Raw genomic sequence first — 19,843 nt, forward strand, 5'->3', positions numbered from 1 at the left:
ATCTAAGGGTTCAACTGCAGCACCTGCACTTTCGAATCTTCTAAATAATTGCCGTTGTGTTTTGCAGCGTTATTTTCCATACTGCAGTAACAACTGCCGCAGATCTTCCAGTGTATTGATTTCATCCACTGTTTTGTCTTTGCGCCAGCGGCTCATGCGTGGAAAGCGCAATGCAACACCACTTTTATGGCGACTGCTTTTCGCTATACCTTCAAAGGCAATTTCAAAAACAAGTTCCGGTTTTACGGTACGCACCGGACCAAATTTTTCCAATGAATTGCGTTTTACAAACGCATCGACAGCTGCAAATTCTTCATCTGTCAATCCACTGTAGGCTTTGGTAAAACTCACCAGCCGGTCGCCGTCTTTTACTGCAAACGTATAGTCGGTATACAAATTACTTCTGCGGCCATGGCCTTTTTGTGCATAAATCAACACACAATCAATCACCAGCGGATCGATTTTCCATTTCCACCAATCGCCACGCTTACGACCCGACTGATAAACCGAATGCAGTTGCTTTAACATCAATCCTTCACTACCGTTTTCCCGTGCTTGCGTACGCAGTTCTTCTAATAGCTGCCAGTTGTTGAATGTAATAACCGGCGACACATGCAGTACCGGATGTTGTATCTGTTGAATAAGTTGTTCCAATAATTTCCGGCGTTGGGCAAGTGGTAGCTGACGGATATCTTTTCCTTCCCATTCCAGTAAGTCGTATGCAATAAAAGCAGCAGGTGCTTCCTGCAGTTGTTTGCGGGTTACCTGCTTCCGTCCGATTCTTGTTTGCAGTATTGCAAAGGGTAGTGGCTTTACTTCTTTACTATTGGGCGGCATACAAATAATTTCACCATCGAGAACAGTACCTGCAGGTAACAGCTCTGTTAATGATTGGTATTCGGGAAATTTATCAGTCATCAGTTCTTCGCCTCTGCTCCATACAAACAGTTCAGCATTGCGTTGAATCATTTGTCCACGAATGCCATCCCATTTCCATTCGGCCTGCCAGTCTGCAGCTGTACCCATTTCTTCGAGTGGTTGTTCCAGTGCATAGGCTAAGTAAAACGGATAAGGTTTGGAAAGATCTTCTGCTGCAGCTGTTGCACTCAGCAATTGTTCAAACGTAATAGTTGCCGGATTCCAGTTGCCGCTGATGCGGTGTGCAATAGTGCTTGCATCGAGCTGTACCGATTTGGCCAATGCATTCACAATTGTTTTTTGCGATACACCAATACGAAAACCACCGGTGATGAATTTATTAAACACAAAACATTCGTCTTTGCTCAGCTGCTGCCATTGCTGTAAAACATAAGCTTTCTTTTCTTCTTCGGTAGCAGTTGCCAATGCAAGTAATTGTTCAAAGAAAACATGTAATGGTAAAGATGCTGCTGTAGCTGTTGCTTCGGGTAACAGTAAACTGATTGTTTCTGCAAGATCACCAACGGTATCGTAACATTCGTTGAATAGCCAGTCGGGGAGTGTAGCTGTTTCGTAGCACCATTGCTTGAGTTGTGTAGATGTAACCAATCGTTTTGGCCTGCGACCGCTGAACAATGCAATCACCCATACTTTATCTCTGTCATCGGCAGTTGAAAAATAGTGCGCCAGTGCAGCCAGTTTTTCATTGCTGCCGGTACTGCTGCCGAGTGTATGTACAAGTGTTGCAAATATTTTCAAGTGTTCATTTTATTTTATTACGAAAAATTTTATGGCTGCTGTTCTTGTGTTGATGAAGGCACATCATCTGTTTCAAATGCTTCGCCGTATTGTGTAACTACTTCAGCAGCCTGTATACCTTGTTCCTGCAAATACCTGCTGAATGCCGATTGAAAGCCATGTGTTACATACACCTGTTCTGCACCCGTTGCTTTCACTGCCTGTAATAAACCATTCCAGTCTGCATGATCGCTGATGGCAAAACCTGCATCTGCATTTTGTCTTCTTTTATTTCCTCTTACCTGCATCCAGCCGCTGCATATAGCTACACGGTAAGGTGTGAAACGTTTTAACCAGGGCGAATCGAGTACAGAAGAAGGTGCGATGACCACTGCTTTTTTTAATTCATCTTTTGTTACACTTGCGGTAACCCGTTTGGCAAATGGTAATGTAATGCCGGCGTTAACGAGTACATCGTTGGTATTTGCAACAGCACCATGTAAAAAGATGTGATCGGTTACCATTGCTGCAGCCTGTAATACACGTTGTGCTTTACCCAAACTGTAGGCAAGCAAAACAGAACTATAACCCTGTTGTTGATTTTGTAAAATCCATTCACCGATTTGTGCATACTGTACAGCCTGCGGTTGCCAATTGTAGATGGGTAAGCCAAATGTAGATTCGGTGATGAAGCTGTTACATCGTACCGGTTCAAATGCGCCGCTTACACCATCATCTTCTGTTTTATAATCGCCGCTTACAACCCACACTTCTCCTTCTTTTTCCAATTGTATTTGTGATGAACCAATCACATGACCTGCGGGATGTAATGATATTCGCACGCCATTGATAAAAACGGGTTCATTCCATTCTACCTCTTGGTAAGCATGCGCCCCAAGTCTTAGCTCCAGCAAAGGTTTTGTAAGACGATGGCAGAGATAGGCTGTAGAGCCTGCTCTTGCATGATCGCTGTGCGCATGCGTAATCACCGCTTTGTTGACAGGCTTCCAGGGATCGATATAGAAATCGCCGTCAGGACAATACAAACCATTATCGGTAAACTGTAAGAGCGCCATCAGGAAGTTGCTTGATTGGATTTGTTACGGTTGTTTCTGCAACGGTCGCTGCAGTACTTGACATCATCCCAAACCTTTTCCCATTTCTTACGCCAGCTGAAAGGTCTGTTGCAAACAAGGCAAATCTTTTGTGGTAAATGTGCTTTCTTGTGTGGCATAAAAAAACAACAGGCCAGCAAATATTTTGTTGGCCTGGGCTAAACTTTTTTAAGGAATCATATCAATTCATTCTTGAAACAAGGTTATTGCTGCGCTTCAGTATGTAAATGCGTTTGTTTTCGAAATAATCGGGCTTACCACTTGTACTGTTCAATACCGGTCTGAAATCGAATTCGGTAAATGAACGATAAGTTCGTTCATTCAGATGCTGCATCAGCTGTGTATTGTAACGTAACAGCAGTTGAATAAAAAAGCGGGTCAGTTCATAACCCCTGTAGGCAACATCCGATGGCCGACCATTGGTGAGATCGGTAAATCCTTTGGTGAAATTGGTTGCAGCTACGGTGCCTGTATTAAAGAAGGTTGCAGTATAAAACAACGAAAGATCTTTGTATTCCGGTTTGGTAAGATCTTTCATGCCATCCCATGTAGGCATGCCCACCAATTCCATTGGATAGGTTTTGTAAATTTTCTGTGCAACATTTACTAGGTTTAATCCAAATGCTTCATCGAGCGAACCGCAAATAAGCACATTGGTTTTTAAACTGTCTAAATGCGGAATAAGATCGGTTTGTGTAAAGTTGTCATTCAGGTTAAGTGTTTTCCATTTCAGTAAAGTTGAACCATTGCTTCCTTTGTTGTATTTGGCAAAGTAAGAAGCAAGTCTGTCTTCCTGTGTACCTTTTCTTCTTACATACACAAGATTGGCAGTTGGGTTGCTGCGCATGATAAAATTATAGATCGCTTCGCAATGCGCAGGTAAAGTAGAGTTGACAATAATGGTGAACGGATTATTGGTTACACCTCCATCGTTGGGAAACGTAGCCGATACAAACGGAATGTTTTTCAACAGTGCAAGATCGGCCAAGGTGCGGTACTCAGCTCCGCTTACAGAACCAATCATTAAATCGAGCGAGTCGAATGTATTACGGCTGCGGAGTTTATCAAGACTTTGATCAGCCGAACGCAGATCGTACACCATTACTTCCAGTGGCTGATTACTGTTAACAGAATCAACGGCCATCAATGCACCCTGCACAAAATCGAGGCCCGGCAATATATGCTTGGGCATCTGGTTTGTGAATTTATAGGTTGAACCGGTAAAGGTTGAATCGAGATAGAGGCTGGCAAAAATTCCTACACGGTATTTTTTTACAGCACCTTGCGACGAAGCAAACAAACCGGTTGCAACAAATGCAAGTACAAATAAGAGTTGTTTCATATAGTCCGATCTACGTTCTGCAGATGATTATTCCCATTCAATGGTTGCAGGCGGCTTACTACTGATGTCGTACACCACACGATTGATACCACGCACTTTATTAATGATCTCGTTCGAGATATGTGCAAGGAACTCGTACGGCAAATGCGCCCAGTCGGCCGTCATACCATCAACAGAAGTTACTGCACGCAGGGCCAATGTAAATTCATACGTACGTTCATCGCCCATTACACCTACACTCTGCACCGGTAATAAAATGGCACCTGCCTGCCATACTTTATCGTACAGTCCATGTTCTTTTAATCCATTGATGAAGATGGCATCGGCACGTTGTAACAGATCAACTTTTTCTTCTGTTACCTCACCCAAAATGCGGATGGCTAAGCCGGGGCCGGGGAAGGGGTGACGGTTGAGCAGATCGGCCGGAATGCCCAGTTCTGCACCAACACGGCGTACTTCATCTTTAAACAAATAACGCAACGGTTCTACCAGTTCCAGCTTCATGGTATCGGGCAAACCTCCCACGTTGTGGTGCGATTTAATCGTTACCGAAGGACCATGTACACTTACACTTTCAATTACATCCGGATAAATGGTACCTTGGCCTAAAAGCTCAACACCTTCAATTTTGTGGGCTTCACGATCGAACACTTCAATAAATGTGCCGCCGATGATTTTTCGTTTTTCTTCGGGGTTACTTTTTCCCGCAAGCTTGGTATAAAAATGTTCACGTGCATCTACACCTGTTACATTTAAACCAATAGTATTATAGGTATCGAGTACCTGTTGAAATTCATCTTTACGTAACAAACCGTTATCAACAAAAATGCCGAAGAGGTTTTTGCCGATCGCTTTATGAATAAGTGTTGCTGCAACGGTAGAATCAACACCTCCGCTCAACGCCATAATTACTTTACGGTTGCCGATTTGTTGCTTTAACGATGCAACAGTTTCGTGTACAAAGGAAGCGGGTGTCCACTCAGCTTTGCAACCGCAGATAGCAGTTAAAAAGTTTTTAATGATTTTCTTTCCTTCGGTAGAATGGTAAACTTCCGGGTGAAACTGCAAGCCATATAACGGGTTGGCATAACCGCCAGTTGCACGGAACGCAGCAACGGGGATAGAATCGGTCACTGCCATCACTTCAAAACCGTCGGGTAATGCCAGGATGCTGTCGCCGTGGCTCATCCACACTTGTGATTTATCACTGATACCGTCGAGCAACACGTCTTCTTTCTGCTTGTGCAGCATGGCACGGCCGTATTCACGCTTTTCACTTTTTTCAACCCTGCCGCCTAACTGTTTTGCTGTAAGCTGGGCACCGTAACAGATACCAAGAACAGGTAAGGATTTCGTGAGTAATTCCACATCAACCACAGGGGCCTTTTCGTCGTTTACAGAAAACGGACTGCCCGAAAGAATAATGCCTTTCAGCGTATCGTCTTTTACAACCGGTTTGTGATAAGGAACAATTTCGCAGTAAACATTTGCTTCACGAACTGCACGTGCAATCAATTGTGTGTATTGAGAGCCGAAATCGAGGATAAGAATCTTTTCTGTCATGGTGCGGCGAAGGTAACAAAAACCACCCAAGCCCGAAGCGAACGATTACGGCTTATGTGGAAAAGCTATTCATTTTTTTCGTTTTATGTACGCCGTTTTTTCCTTTACTTTTGTTTTCTCCGTCTTTAACCAACCAAGTGCATAAACCCTGTCGGCTAACCCGTTGTGTTTGTGTGCGCCTTATTATCTCATCAGTTAAATAAAAACAACGAACATGCGTATTCTCTCTCTCAGCTATGTAGTAATTACCTTTATTATTTCTGTTTCCCTTGCCTCTTGCGGCTGGCGGACTGTGCGTGGTAATGGTGAAATTGTTACTACCAACCGTAACGAACGTGATTTTAAAAGCGTAAAGACAGGCGGTTCTTTTGACGTGTATCTTACCCAGGGCGATAACTATGAAATAAAGATTACCGGCGATGAAAACCTGTTACAATATGTAGAAACAAGGGTTGAAAACGGGGTGTTGCGTATTCGCCACCGCAAAGGTGTTAACCTGCGCCCGACAGAAGATATGAAAGTGTACATTACTGCTCCCCGTTTTGCCGAGGTAAGCCTTGCCGGCAGCGGTAAAATTGTGGCCGAAACAAATCTTACATCCGATAGTAAAATCAAGTTCAGCATTGCGGGCAGCGGCGATATTTTAATGAAAGATGTAAATGCGCCTCAGGTAGCGGTAAACATTGCCGGCAGCGGTAAGGCAGAAGCAACCGGTGCAACCCGTGATATTGATATTGATGTTGCAGGCAGCGGCGATGTGATTATGAAAAATCTAAAAGCCGAAAATGCAAAGGTAGTGATAGCCGGTTCGGGCAACGTATGGCTCTACGCCAGTATGAAGCTGGATGTGCGGGTTGCAGGTGGCGGCGATATTCACTATTACGGCAGCCCCACCGATATTAAATCGAAACTGGCTGGTTCGGGTAACCTTATTAAAGAAGAGTAAGGTTTTGTCACAGGATTGTTAATTGACTTTTAAAGGCAACAGAAGACCTTATTTATAAACGTTGAGCAGGAGCCGGTGCTTACTTTTGCACCGGCTCCGTCTTTTAATCCAATCCAGAAAAAAGGCAAATCCGCTACACAGAAAACAACAAACTGTTCCCGATTGTAAATAGAAAACGTCCGTTTGAGAACGAAATTTTTTAAGGTGTTTTTGGTTCATGTAAATCCTCCGTTTGCGGAGGATTTTTTATTGTTGGTATTGTTGGGCAAGTGCTTTGGGTGCAACAGTGCAGTAAGCTGTAGTTACAACATCCTGCAACAAATCCTTCTTTATTTTTTTAAGGTTGATATTTGTCCACCCCTGTAGCCCCCATTTGTTGGGAACAGCCCAAATAACCGTTTCATCAATCAAACAAAATACAGATTGATCGTTTGAGGTTAGCTTAACACAGGCCGTATGATGTACCTCATCCAGCGTAGCAATAATTTTCTTTTTTATACGGAACGAGCGTTTTTCGAAATGCGGTTCTTCGGTTACTTCTGCAAAAGATAAAAGAAGCTTACAAAATGCGTTGTTCGAAATCATGTTAATAAGATAACGACAGAGTGAATAAATACAATGCAAATGTGTAACATCTTTCTGGTTTGTTCGTATACTGTTAAAATAGGTTAGTGGTTTACTGTTGTTATTAACGGGCAATGGTTGTAAGACTGCTGTTCTATTTTTGCATCGTATTAAACCTCATGTCATCAATTTTACCGGTAAAGCTATTGGTAGCAGCAGCTATGTTATGGGCTGTTACAAACGGGTACGCACAAACGCCTGCCGGTAAAGACTCGTCGAGATTTGTGTTATCCGTAGCAGGCACAGGTATTCAAAGCAGCTCTTCTGCACAGAGTTTTACCAACGATCCGGTAATAGAAACCGATTCTGCAGATTTCATTATTCCTTTCAGCCGGGCTGGCAACCTTATCCTCATTAAAGCGAAAGCAGACAAAATTGAAGGAAGTTTTATCCTCGATACAGGCGCTCCGGGGTTGATTTTAAATACCACTTACTTTCGTGATTACCAGGTTTTGGAAGGAACAACCAATGGCGAACAGAGTGGTGGAATAACCGGCAGTATCACCGATTATGGCCGCACAATGATTCGCAAGCTTTCGTTTGGTGCTGTGCATTATCATAAAGTGGAAGCCGACCGCATCAGCCTGGCACATATTGAAAACAACAAGGGCATTAAAATCTTCGGCTTACTTGGTGTACAGCTGTTCAAGCATTTTGAAATGATCATTGATTACGAAAACAGCGAAATTCATCTGCATCATATCTCTAAGAAAGAAGCAAAATCATACCAACACCGTATGCTCAACGATACTTCGGCTTATTCTGTTTTTGATATTCAGCTCACCGATAACAAAATTCTTACGTACGGAAAAGTGGGGGGTAAGCGGCTTACTTTTTTGGTTGACACAGGAGCCGAATCGAATGTGATCGACAGCCGTTTGTCAGAAAATATATTGGACAGTGTTGCAATTACCCGCCGTATTACCTTAAATGGTGCAGGTAATGCGAAAGTTGATGCTTTATACGGCGATATGCGCAATTTTACAATCGGTGAGCGATCAGTGAGTACGATGCCGGTGTTGGTAACAAATATGGCCAAAATGTGTTTTTCCTATAACCGTTGTTTAGATGGAATGTTGGGCTTCGATTTTCTTTCGATGCATAAAATTGGATTTAACTTTGTAAAGCGTAAGATGTACATATGGAAATAAAGCAAACCATATCCTTCCTTTCTTTACTGCGCAGGTTCGTACTGCTGCTGTTGCTGCTTATTGGCAGTAACCTGTATGCACAACCGCCTGTAAAGTCGTTTGTGGTAAAGAAGGGCTACATCTACATTACACTCAGCAAAAATATTCCGTTAAACGAGCTTGAAACCTTTATCAGGAATTACAGTTTAGAAGAGCTGGATCTGAAAAACTTTTTCAAAAGCAGCCGCCCCGATTCATTGATCAAACTTGGCTGGAACATTGTGTTGAATAATGGTGAAATGCTGGTATTGAGTAAAAGCATGGAGCCGGCCGAACAGTTAATGGATCCGGTTGAAAAAATACTGCTGGCACAAAAGCATTTGCAGAACTGGGGTGTTTCCAATAAAGAACCTTTGTATGGATACAATCGCTTTAAGCGCAAGTATTCCTTTGCTGTAAAGGATTCAGCTGTAACGTTTTTTATGAAGGGCAACCTGCAGGCCAAACAGGTAATGCTGGCAGGAACGTTTAACAACTGGAATCCCGATGCATTACCGATGATCAAAACTGACAGCGGCTGGATTGCTTTTGTAAAACTGGGTGCAGGCAAGCATTACTACAAGTTCATTGCAGATGGTAAATGGACGATTGATAAAGACAATGAACTGGTAGAAAACGATGGAAAAGGCAACGATAACTCTGTTTATTATAAAACCAATTTTGTATTTGCGCTGAAAGGTTATACCGCAACAAAGCAAATGATGCTTGCCGGCAGTTTCAACAATTGGAACCCCGATGAAATTGCGATGGAACGTTGGGGCGAAGGTTGGCAGAAACAGGTTTACCTGTCTAACGGTACACATACTTACCGCTTCATTGCCGACGGCGAATGGTTTACCGATCCGTTTAATCCCGATCAATATCCCAACGAATTCAGCGAAACAAATGCAGTGGTATGTATTGGTCAACCGTTTGTTTTTTTCTTAAAAGGAAATCTTACGGCAAAGAAAGTAATGCTGAAAGGCTCCTTCAACCAATGGAAGAATTATGAACTGCAGATGAAGCGAACCGACAGCGGCTGGATTTTTCCGTACGTGCTCGGTCATGGTAACTATGAATATACCTACGAAGTTGATGGCAACGATTTAACGGATACCCTTACCCGAAAGAAGTTACCCAACGCAACACTGGTGATTGCACCCAATCAAACATTCCGGTTAAAGGGTTATGAAAAAGCAAAAAAGGTTTTTCTGGCAGGCGATTTTAATAATTGGTCGCCCGGCGGTTTTCCCATGCGTAGAGAAGGCGATATGTGGATTATTGACCAGCACTTGCTGCCCGGCAAACATGTGTACAAGTTTGTAGTAGATGGAAAATGGATTGTTGATCCGGCAAATGAATTACGTGAGCCGAATGAATTTGGAGAAGAGAATTCGGTTTTGTGGAAGGAAGAATAGCCTTTAAATTTTGTTTTGTAATGCCTGCAGAAAAGCAGCAGGCTCATCAGGTGTAACAATAATTTTCTTTTGATCGTTAGTGAGCAGTAATATCACATTCCTGTTTCTGCGTGTTGCATACCAGGTCATTTTTCCCAGTTTGCTGTTACTGAATTTTCCAAAATAACCAAACAATCCACCTACACCAAACAAACGGATTGATCCGGAAAGACTGTTATCATGTAACTGCTCGGCAGATACAATACTGTTTCGTACAATCGTTACAGGTGAAACGGAGCGTTTAATGATGAGTGCATCCGTTGTAACAGTATAACCCTGCGGACGAAATAAATAAGCCGACAGGTAAATAACGAGCAATAATGCAACGATGAAAAGTGATGCCTGCTGTCCGTTCTCTTTCATCAGCCAGAGCTGAATAGCAATCGTGCTGACGAACACCAGTGTGAGCGCTATGGATAAATTCTTTGCTAAAGCATCAAGCGATGCTTTAAAGTAATTGCCGTTCATGAGCTGTTTTTGAAAAACGCAGCAAATTATTTTTTACCACCGATTGCATAGGTAATGCCGCCGAGTACATGTTTTAAAAAAGCTTCTTCTTTATACGACTCATCAGTATGTCCCAGTGCTGTATAAAAAGCACGGCCACCATCGTATGCATGATACCAGGCCATAGGATGATAGCTGCCTTCTTTACCACCTTCATAACTGCTTTCATCAATCGTAAGCAACACTTTTACTTCGGCATTTCTGTTTTTGAAATTATACCACTCATCGAAACGTTCCCATGTTTTGGGCAAGTGTTCGGTTGAAAGATGTGGTTCGGCTGTTACATTCAGTTTTGCTTTTTGTTGCTTTGGATGGCTTGCAAAATAACCGCCAACCATGCGGCCATACCAGGGCCATTCGTATTCGGTATCGCTTGCTGCATGGATGCCCACAAATCCTTTTCCCGAACGGATATAATTTTCAAATGCAGTCTGTTGTTCAGCATTTAAAATATCACCTGTTGTGCTCAAAAAAACAACCGCATCGTACTGCTTCAATGTTTTTGAATTGAAGAAGGAAGCATCTTCTGTAGTATCAACCAGGAAGTTGTTGTTTTTTCCCAGTAGTAACATGGCTTCTTTACCTTTTGGGATAGAAGCATGACGGAACCCTGCTGTTTTTGCAAACACCAGTATCTTTTTCTTTTGCTTGGATGTGGCAGCAAAAAGTAAGGGTAAGCAGATCAATAAAAGCAAATAAGGTAAGCGCATGGCACAATTGTTTATGACAAGTTCGGATTATTTTTTCACTCTGTATACAGGATAACGCAAATGCATCGGTTCGTAGTAGGATGAGTTTTGATACACAAAGTTCAATTGTGCACTTCCGCTCTTGGCAAATGCAGTATCTGTTGCCCGGCGTTCTTCCAGTTTTTGTTTGATTGCCGGGTTTTGTTGCAGAAATGCTTCAGCCGTTTCTTCAAACACATAGCTGCTGTAACCTTCTTTTTGCCCCAGGATACCATCAAAAAAGTTCCAGGCAAAATAACTGTCATCACCGGTTGGTTCCAATACTTCAATTAAAAAGCGGTTGGCTTTTTGGTTCATGGGTATGTACCAATCGCCTTTACGGAATTTCATCTGCTGCACTGTTTTACTCGTCTTTACTTCTGAGTTAAGATGGTGACCTTCATAGGGGCGGGGACTAGCTTTGTACTCATCAATACGATATACTTCCACTTCAATCGTTGTATCTTTTTTCAATTGCTGCATTTGCACTTTGTTCACCTGCAGCAGTTCAATAACCTTCCACCAGCCTTGCGGAATAACGTAGGCTGTTGGTTTTTCAATCATTGTTTTCGGATTGAAGAAGTTGTAGAATTTGATCATCTTCTCAAACGGCTTGTTACGATCGTAATACAAACGTGGCAAACCGGAGATGTTGCTGGGTTTACGTCCTGCTGCATATCCTTTGTAGAGTATTTCAGAAAACTTCGAGCGGTCTAATGTAAAGCCAACGGGGAACTGTGTTTGTGTTAATTGTTCTTTCTGTTGCTGTGCACGCACCTGTTTAATGGCGGTTTGATTGGTTGCAGCAAACTCCATCATGCTCACCATTAGCTGGTAAGTTGCTTCAACACGTTGTGCATAGGGTTTCAGCATATGTGTTTCGGGTACAAAGGCAAATGTATTCCACAGCGATGCGTAACCGCTGCTGTAACGGGGACCATCCCAGTAAGCACTCCATCCGTTTTCGGGGTTATCACCAAAATTGTTCACGTAAGGCAGCAGGTCGTAACCTTTTGTTTGCATGCTTTTGTAAATGGCCGGTTCAAATGTCTGGTTCAGAAACTCGCCCATTTTACCGCCCAGTTTATTGTGTTGCGATGTGAGCAGGGTCATTACATGCTGGTAATCGGCACCATTGCTTACATGGTTATCGATGAAAATGTCGGGCTGTACCAGATGGAATATCTGTGCAAAGCTTTTGGCTTCTTTGGAATCATTCTTAATAAAATCCCGGTTAAGATCGAAGTTTTGAGAATTACCACGGAAGCCTTTTTCCACAGGACCATTCTGATCAATGCGATAAGTAGTGGTGCGGTTCAGCGCACCGCCAATATTGTACACCGGGATGATGGCCAGTACCACATTGGCCGGCAGTTTTGTTTTTTTAGTGATGATATCTTTCACCAATGCAATACTGGCATCAATACCATCAGGCTCACCGGGGTGGATGCCGTTGTTGATGAGAATAACCACTTTGTTTTGCTGTTGCCATTGCAGAGGCTGAAACGTTTGATCGCTGCTCACCAGCACCAAATGCAGGGGTTCATTGGCATCGGTAGTACCCATTGTACTCATGGAAACAAGGGGAGAGGCTTTGTCAATTTGTTTCCATGCAGCGATGGCTTCGTAATACGTTACCGTTTCGGTACCCTTCGAGGTTTCATAACGGGTTACAGGAAGTTGTGCAAAAGTTGCTGTGGCACAAAGACCCGTCAGCAAAAAAAACAGTTTTCTCATATCTTCTTTCGTTGGTCGGTTTTAAGAATCGTTGTGCAGGGTTACTGCCATGGCAAGTAAGCCAAGCCTGCTCAGAAACACGGTTCTTTTTATTTAATCGGGCAAAAGCGGGTATAAACAAAAAACCCGTCTGTAGCAGACGGGTTGGAAATATCTTCAGTAACTGGATATAATTATGCTAAAGCGTTCACTTTCTTTGTAAGCTTGCTCTTTAAGTTCGCAGCTTTATTCTTGTGAATTACACCACGCTTTGCCAATTTGTCGATCATCGCAGCAACAGCAGGTAATTGCTCACCAGCTTCTTTGCCGGTTGTAATTGCCTGGAGATCACGGATAGCGTTACGGGTAGTTTTACCGTAGTAACGGTTACGATCTCTGCGCTTTGCACTCTGACGAACGTCTTTTTTGGTAGCCTTATGATTTGCCATATCTTATTTTTTCGGACGGCAAAGGTAGGGGAAAAATTCAAAATTCAGCGGATGTGCAAGAGTTTTTTTACGCAAAATCAGAATTCGCCCCATCCGGCATTGCAAGATCACCATTTCAGTACCAGCTCCCGTAAAATCTACGCAATCGTTCCCACAACAAACGGCTATGGTTATGCAACTTCTTGTTGCACCAAAGCTTGCCTCTCCATTAACAGCTACTTGTTGTAAATGCCTGTGAATTAAAGCAAAAAATAACAAAATCGGATACATTGTCTGAACAACCAATACTCAAAACAACCGATATTTGTGCTCCTTTTTAAAGATTGATAGTTCAAATTCCATCATGAAAGATTTTCAATACATCACCGCCTCTCATCCGCAGTTTATCGAAAGTTTATACCAGGATTTTGTAAAGGACCCCAACAGTGTTGATCCTGAAATGAAAAAATTCTTCGAGGGATTCGATTTTGCTGTTAGTAGCGGATCAACAAATGGAACCTCGGCTCCGCTCGGTTCTGCTAATGCTGCTTCGACTCCGCTCAGCATTGACTGGATGCGGGAAATTATGGCCTACCGCATGATCCTCGGTTACCGTAACAAAGGTCACCTACTGGCTAAAACCAATCCCATCCGTAAGCGGAAAGATCGTGGTGCAAATATTGAACTGGGCTTTTATGGTTTTACAGAGGCCGATCTGGATAAAACATTTCATGCCGGCCAGTTAATTGGCTTGGGCACTACCACCCTGCGTAACATTCAAAACCACCTGGAGAAATGTTATGCATCGCATGTAGGTGTGGAGTTTAAATACATCAGCGATCAAAAGAAAGTTGATTTCTTGACCAACGCATTTGAAAAAGAATTTCATCAGCCTTTACCTATTAACAAGCGTCGCCGTGTTCTGGAAAAATTAAACCAGGGGGTGATGTTTGAAAAGTTCCTGCACACAAAATACATTGGTCAGAAGCGTTTTTCGCTCGAAGGTGGTGAAACAACGATTGCAGCTTTGGATGCGATCATAAATACAGCAGCAAATAACGATGTACAGGAAGTTGTAATAGGAATGGCGCATCGTGGTCGTTTAAATGTGCTCGCCAATATTATGGGCAAAACCTACGAGCAAATTTTCAGTGAGTTTGAAGGCACGGCCAAGCTGGATCAAACCATGGGTAGCGGCGACGTGAAATACCACATGGGTTATGGCAGTGAAGTAGAAACGCTGGATGGCAAAACCATTCACCTCAAGTTGATGCCCAACCCATCGCACCTTGAAGCCGTAGATCCGGTTGTGGTAGGTTTCAGCCGAGCCAAGGCCGATATCATGTACAACAGCGAGTTCGATAAAATTCTTCCCATCCTTATTCATGGTGATGCTTCAGTTGCCGGGCAAGGTGTTGTATACGAAGTATTGCAGATGAGTTACCTCAAAGGTTATTATACCGGCGGCACCATGCACTTTGTAATTAATAACCAGATTGGGTTTACAACCGATTTTAATGATGCACGAAGTGCAGACTATTGTACCTCGCTGGCATCAATGGTGCAGGCACCTGTTTTTCATGTAAATGGTGATGATGCAGAAGCAGTAGTAAAGTGTGTGGAAATTGCCACCCGTTACCGCCAGGAGTTTAACAGCGATGTATTTATAGATATGGTGTGTTATCGTAAACACGGACATAACGAAGGTGATGATCCGAAGTTTACACAACCGCATTTGTATGCGTTAATTGATAAACATCCGAACCCACGTGAAGTGTATACCAATTACCTGTTACAAAACGGTGAGGAAGATGCCAAAGCACTGGCACAGGAAATGGAAAAGAAATTCTGGAGCGATCTGCAGGAGCGTTTAGATGAAGTAAAACAGAATCCGCTTCCTTATCACTACCAGGCGCCGGAACTGGCATGGAAAAGTTTACGCCGTGCAACAGCTGAAGATTTTTTACAATCGCCGGTAACTGCTATTAAAGAAGCCGATTTTGAAAAGATCTTTTCTTCGATCATGAAATGGCCGGAAGATTTTAAGCCATTGAAGAAAGTTGAAAAAATCATTCAGGATAAAATTAAACTCTACAACGAAGAAAATAAGATCGATTGGGCTACCGGTGAGTTAATGGCCTACGCAAGTCTAATGCTTGATGGTAATGATGTACGTATGAGTGGTCAGGATGTACGTCGTGGTACCTTTTCTCACCGTCATGCTGTATTGCGTGATGAGAACAACGACAAAGCCTACAATCGTCTGGCGCATATTGATGGAGCTGCCGGTCATTTCCGTATTTATAATTCATTGTTGAGTGAATATGGTGTGTTAGGTTTTGAATACGGGTATGCTATGGCCAACCCCAACGCATTGGTGTTGTGGGAAGCACAGTTTGGCGATTTTAGCAATGGTGCACAAACCATGATCGATCAGTTTATTGCTGCAGGCGAACAAAAATGGAACCGTATGAACGGTGTGACCATGTTACTGCCACATGGCTATGAAGGACAAGGCCCTGAACACAGCAGTGCGAGACTGGAGCGTTACCTGCAGTTATGTGCAGAGCTGAACATGGTGGTAACGAACATTACTACAGCAGCCAACTTCTTCCATGCGTTACGCCGCCAGTTGGCGTGGCCGTTCCGTAAACCATTGATCAATTTTGCACCGAAGGCCAATCTGCGTCACCCCGGAACCTATTCGTTAAAAGAAGAATTCCTCAGTGGCGGATTTAAAGAAGTGATCGATGATCCTACAAATCCGGAAGCCGCACAGGTGAAGAAAGTATTCTTCTGCAGCGGTAAAATGTATTACGATCTGGCAGAACGCAAAGCAAAAGATAACCGTTCAGATGTTGCCATCATTCGTTTGGAACAGATATATCCCTTACCTGTTGAACAGTTGAAAGCCTTATACAACAAGTACAGTAAGGCTACCTGGTTCTGGGTACAGGAAGAGCCACTGAACATGGGTGCAGCATCGTTCCTGCAAATGAACCTGAAAGACATCAACTACGGTGTCATCAGCCGCTCAGCTTCAGCCTCCACTGCCACCGGTTACAATAAAGTACACCAGCAGGAGCAGGCCGAAATTATTGATACGGCGTTTTCGCTTTAAGTTGAAAGAATAAGATTTTCGTTAAAAACCCCCTGCTTAAGCAGGGGGTTTTTGTTTGTTTTACACTCTTATTTCCATTGCAGCACACTTATAAGTAACTTATGTGCGGCTTTCATTTTTTTAATTATTTTCAACACCGGATCATTGTAAAACATTTTTTCAAATTCAATAAATATGAAGAGCACACTCAAGTGTATCCTTTGTTTGCTGCTTACTGTAAGTGTACAGCAATTAGTAGCGCAGATCGTACCCGTTAAGTCGCCCGACTCAAGACCCATTTTACTCAAAGGCGTTGAGTTGTACGAAAAAGGATCGTATAAAGAAGCAGCGAAAGAATTCGGCAGCATACACCGTAACGATACCAGTTACCTATTGTCCTTGTACGAAAAAGCATTGGCGTTACAGCAGGACTCGTCGTACGATGATGCATTGGCAACCATCAACCTTGCGTTGACAGGTATGCATACCGAAAGTATCCACGATTATCTTGTTTTAAAAGCTAACATCCTCGACGATATGGGTAAATCGCAGGAAGCATTGCTGTTGTACGATTCAGCTTTGAAACTGTTCCCTGCATCGCAAACCATCCGTTCGCAAAAAGTAACGGCACTGGTTCGGTTAAAGCGTTATGATGAAGCTGAAGCATTAGCAAGAGAATGTGTGGTGATGAATTTTCTCAATCCCCTGCATCACTACAAAATGGGTGTAGTGGCCTACCAACAGGGTAAAATTGTTCCAACGCTGATGGCCATGATGATGGCGCAGATCGTTAATCCATCACATGGCAATGTGAACAGGGTTGTTACCTACCTCAGCAGCATCTGTAATGCAAAAGATGAAACACTCGAAGCGCAACAGCGACGCACAGGCGACAACTATCCCGATAACTTCAGCAAGGTAGAACAAATCATTTTTTCAAAAATTGCTTTCGATAAAGGGTATAAAGTAAAATTCAACCTCGATGATAATATTTTCAAACAGATCAATGTAATGCTGGAGAAACTGGAGTTCGATGAGGCGAGTGATGATGCGTACATGCAGCTGTATGTGCCATACTTTAAGCAGCTGTATACTGATAAAAAGGTTGAGGTGATGCTCAATCATGCGTTCAGCGGATTAACAATCGATGCCATTGCTTCTTACATGAAAAAGAATAAATCCGAAGTGTCGGCTTTTACAAAAGAAGCATTCAGCTATGTTGACCTGGTGCGGAGTACAAGAGTAGTACAGTACAAGGAAAGGCAAACAGCAGAACGCCTGTATCATTTTGATGAAAACCGTTTTTATGCAGAAGGAAAAATGGTAGGAGAGGGTGGCGAAGGTTATTGGAAATTCTATTTTCCTGATGGCTACCTGAAAGCGGAAGGTGAACTTTTGAATAATGAACGCAACGGCATCTGGAAGTTTTACCACGAAACCGGTAAACTGCAAAGTGTTGAGCAATTTAACAAAGGTGTTTCCGATGGCCCGGTAACAGTTTATTACTCAAACGGCGCATTGAAAAGAACGATAGCATACAAAGACGGTAAGGCGGAAGGCGTTGTAAAAAATTACAGCTTGTATGGTGTGGTAACCAGCGAAGAAAATTATGTAAATAATGAGATGGATGGAAAACAGACATATTATTACAATGATGGCACCATCAAATCTCAATTTCAGTACAAAGCCGGGAAAGCAAATGGTGCGTATGTAATGTATTATGGTAACAAAACCATTAAAGAGCAGGGCGCTTATAACGAAGATGAATTGGATGGTGAAATTAAAGTGTTCTTTACCGATGGGAAACTGAAAGCCGCATACCAGTATAGTAAAGGGAAAACAACAGGCACCTGGAGTTATTTTCATAGAAACGGCAAGCTCGATTACAAAGTAGAAATGACAGAAAAAGGAGCGCAGGGCGAAGTGCTGCATTACGATGATAAAGGCCAGCTTTCATCAAAGGAAAGTTTTAAAGATGGCATCAACGTAGGTATCAGCGAGTATTACCATAAAGGCAAACCGTATGTGTATTACAAAAGCAGTGCAAAAGGAAAAACCAATGAAATACGTTATGTGGATTCGCTTGGTAACGAAAAGCTGTTGAATAAGCGTTCGGGAAAAATATGGTCGGTTGCGTATTACAGCCCTTACGGTTATAAAACAAGTGACAAACAATTTAACCAGGACGAAGAGCTTACGAATGAAGCTGTTTATTATAACACACAGGGTTTGCCTGTTTTAAAAGAACTGTATAAAGATGGTGCACTTGAAGGCAATGTGCAATCCTGGTATTACAATAAAAATAGTAAAGACGAGACAGAGTATGTTGCGGGAAAGAAAACAGGTGTTTCCAAAACATATTTTGCCAATGGAAACCTATCTAGTGTTTCATTCTATGATGAAGATGTGTTGGTCGATTACCAATACGAATACAGCATGAAAGGAACGTTACTGAGTAAATACTTTTTTGCTGCTGGTGAAAAAACAGGTTATGGCATCAGTAATTATGCCGATGGTAAACCCTTTTATGAAGAACGCTACCTCAATGGTTGGCTTATTGAAGTAACACAATTTGATGAAACAGGTAAGCGTATGACTCCGATCCGTTTCGAAAACGGCAAAGGCATTTACAAGTTGGTTTACCCCAATGGCAAATCCTATTACGAATTACCATTGGTAAATGGCGTGTGGGAAGGAATGCAGAAATCGTATTACCCGGATGGAAAACTCATGAATGAGGTGATGTTTAAAAACGATGAAAAGAATGGTGTTGCAAAGTATTATCACACCAATGGTAAATTGAGCATGGAAGGAGCTTATCTGTACGATTTAAAAACGGGCGTATGGAAGTCGTACAATGAAAACGGTGTACTGGAATACGAAGAGTATTATGTAGATGGGTTGCAGCACGGCAAATCGAAATATTATGATAATGGTAAGTTACAGCGTGAAATCGATTATGAAGAAGGTAACAGAAGCGGTACTTCCAGGTATTTTGAAGAGACAGGCGGAACGGCATTTGAAATTTATTATGAAGATGGATTAATCACTGCCTATGCTTACCCGGATCGTTCAAAGAAAATGCAGAAGCCGATACCGCTTCCGAATTTCACCGGAACAATTGAAGCTTTTTACAGCAATGGGAACAAAGCGGCGTTTATTGAAGTTGCGGCAGGTGTATATCATGGTAAATTCAGGTTGTACAACGAAAAGGGAGTACTTGCTTACGAATCAACCGACGAATATGGGTATACGAATGGTGCAGTCAAGTCGTTTTATGATAACGGAAAATTGAAAATGGAATACACACAGGTGTACGACTTAACAGATGGCGTATTCAAAGAGTATTATCCCGATGGGAAAATACAAACAGAAGCAACCTACGACATGGGCAATCCACACGGTACATACAAAGCCTACGACCCAACCGGTAAGTTGCTTGAAACACGTGTGTATTACCAAGGCTATATCAGAGAAATAAAAAAATAAGCG

Annotated in this window: 15 protein-coding genes; 5 read left to right on the plus strand and 10 right to left on the minus strand. The window is 42.6% G+C overall.

Annotation, left to right across the window (positions count from 1 at the left end; translation table 11 throughout):
- Nucleotides 1–69 precede the first annotated feature (69 nt).
- From IQ13_RS20225 to guaA, 5 genes are all read right to left on the minus strand, one after another.
- Entirely contained in the window at nt 70–1,677 is a 1,608-nt protein-coding gene (locus tag IQ13_RS20225) for an ATP-dependent DNA ligase (protein WP_144888564.1), read from the minus strand.
- Nucleotides 1,678–1,706: 29 nt separating this feature from the next.
- Nucleotides 1,707–2,732 carry a ligase-associated DNA damage response exonuclease gene (locus tag IQ13_RS20230; protein WP_144888565.1) on the minus strand — a complete coding sequence of 342 codons (1,026 nt, stop codon included), beginning with the start codon at nt 2,730–2,732 and terminating at the stop codon, nt 1,707–1,709.
- Nucleotides 2,732–2,890: a DUF2256 domain-containing protein gene (locus IQ13_RS21735; RefSeq protein ID WP_144888566.1), complete on the minus strand. Its 159-nt coding sequence runs from the start codon at nt 2,888–2,890 to the stop codon at nt 2,732–2,734. Before IQ13_RS21735 ends, IQ13_RS20230 begins: the two co-directional genes overlap by 1 nt.
- A gap of 62 nt (nt 2,891–2,952) precedes the next feature.
- Nucleotides 2,953–4,113, minus strand: coding sequence for an ABC transporter substrate-binding protein (locus tag IQ13_RS20240; RefSeq protein ID WP_144888567.1), 1,161 nt, complete (start codon nt 4,111–4,113; stop codon nt 2,953–2,955).
- Between the two features lie 27 nt (nt 4,114–4,140).
- Nucleotides 4,141–5,676 carry a glutamine-hydrolyzing GMP synthase gene (guaA, locus tag IQ13_RS20245; RefSeq protein ID WP_144888568.1) on the minus strand — a complete coding sequence of 512 codons (1,536 nt, stop codon included), beginning with the start codon at nt 5,674–5,676 and terminating at the stop codon, nt 4,141–4,143.
- A 214-nt stretch (nt 5,677–5,890) separates the two neighbouring features.
- Here guaA and IQ13_RS20250 point away from each other — a divergent pair, with 214 nt between their 5' ends.
- The gene (locus IQ13_RS20250) at nt 5,891–6,622 is read left to right on the plus strand and encodes a head GIN domain-containing protein (RefSeq protein WP_144888569.1); all 732 of its coding nucleotides are present in this window, start codon (nt 5,891–5,893) and stop codon (nt 6,620–6,622) included.
- Nucleotides 6,623–6,868: 246 nt separating this feature from the next.
- Here the strand turns inward: IQ13_RS20250 and IQ13_RS20255 are convergent, their stop codons facing one another.
- Complete coding sequence (locus IQ13_RS20255) at nt 6,869–7,207, minus strand: MmcQ/YjbR family DNA-binding protein (protein ID WP_144888570.1); 339 nt, start codon at nt 7,205–7,207, stop codon at nt 6,869–6,871.
- Between the two features lie 158 nt (nt 7,208–7,365).
- Here IQ13_RS20255 and IQ13_RS20260 point away from each other — a divergent pair, with 158 nt between their 5' ends.
- A complete protein-coding gene (locus IQ13_RS20260) occupies nt 7,366–8,397 on the plus strand; it encodes an aspartyl protease family protein (protein ID WP_158637449.1) in 1,032 nt (343 codons plus the stop codon).
- Nucleotides 8,388–9,833: a hypothetical protein gene (locus IQ13_RS20265; RefSeq protein WP_144888572.1), complete on the plus strand. Its 1,446-nt coding sequence runs from the start codon at nt 8,388–8,390 to the stop codon at nt 9,831–9,833. Before IQ13_RS20260 ends, IQ13_RS20265 begins: the two co-directional genes overlap by 10 nt.
- A gap of 3 nt (nt 9,834–9,836) precedes the next feature.
- Here the strand turns inward: IQ13_RS20265 and IQ13_RS20270 are convergent, their stop codons facing one another.
- The 4 genes from IQ13_RS20270 to rpsT all read right to left on the minus strand — a co-directional run bounded on the left by IQ13_RS20270 (nt 9,837) and on the right by rpsT (nt 13,272).
- Nucleotides 9,837–10,340, minus strand: a complete 504-nt coding sequence (locus tag IQ13_RS20270; RefSeq protein WP_144888573.1) for a PH domain-containing protein — start codon at nt 10,338–10,340, stop codon at nt 9,837–9,839.
- Between the two features lie 26 nt (nt 10,341–10,366).
- Nucleotides 10,367–11,089 carry a ThuA domain-containing protein gene (locus IQ13_RS20275; protein ID WP_144888574.1) on the minus strand — a complete coding sequence of 241 codons (723 nt, stop codon included), beginning with the start codon at nt 11,087–11,089 and terminating at the stop codon, nt 10,367–10,369.
- 27 nt (nt 11,090–11,116) lie between these two features.
- Nucleotides 11,117–12,844: a M14 family metallopeptidase gene (locus tag IQ13_RS20280; RefSeq protein ID WP_144888575.1), complete on the minus strand. Its 1,728-nt coding sequence runs from the start codon at nt 12,842–12,844 to the stop codon at nt 11,117–11,119.
- A 173-nt stretch (nt 12,845–13,017) separates the two neighbouring features.
- Entirely contained in the window at nt 13,018–13,272 is a 255-nt protein-coding gene (gene rpsT, locus IQ13_RS20285) for a 30S ribosomal protein S20 (RefSeq protein ID WP_129132758.1), read from the minus strand.
- 343 nt (nt 13,273–13,615) lie between these two features.
- Between rpsT and IQ13_RS20290 the strand changes: the two genes are divergently transcribed.
- Both IQ13_RS20290 and IQ13_RS20295 read left to right on the plus strand, forming a co-directional pair.
- A complete protein-coding gene (locus IQ13_RS20290; protein WP_144888576.1) occupies nt 13,616–16,372 on the plus strand; it encodes a 2-oxoglutarate dehydrogenase E1 component in 2,757 nt (918 codons plus the stop codon).
- Nucleotides 16,373–16,546: 174 nt separating this feature from the next.
- Nucleotides 16,547–19,840 carry a toxin-antitoxin system YwqK family antitoxin gene (locus tag IQ13_RS20295; RefSeq protein ID WP_144888577.1) on the plus strand — a complete coding sequence of 1,098 codons (3,294 nt, stop codon included), beginning with the start codon at nt 16,547–16,549 and terminating at the stop codon, nt 19,838–19,840.
- Nucleotides 19,841–19,843: the final 3 nt, after the last annotated feature.

Origin of the sequence: Lacibacter cauensis, assembly GCF_007830055.1 — a bacterium.
GTDB classification, from domain to species: Bacteria; Bacteroidota; Bacteroidia; order Chitinophagales; family Chitinophagaceae; genus Lacibacter; species Lacibacter cauensis.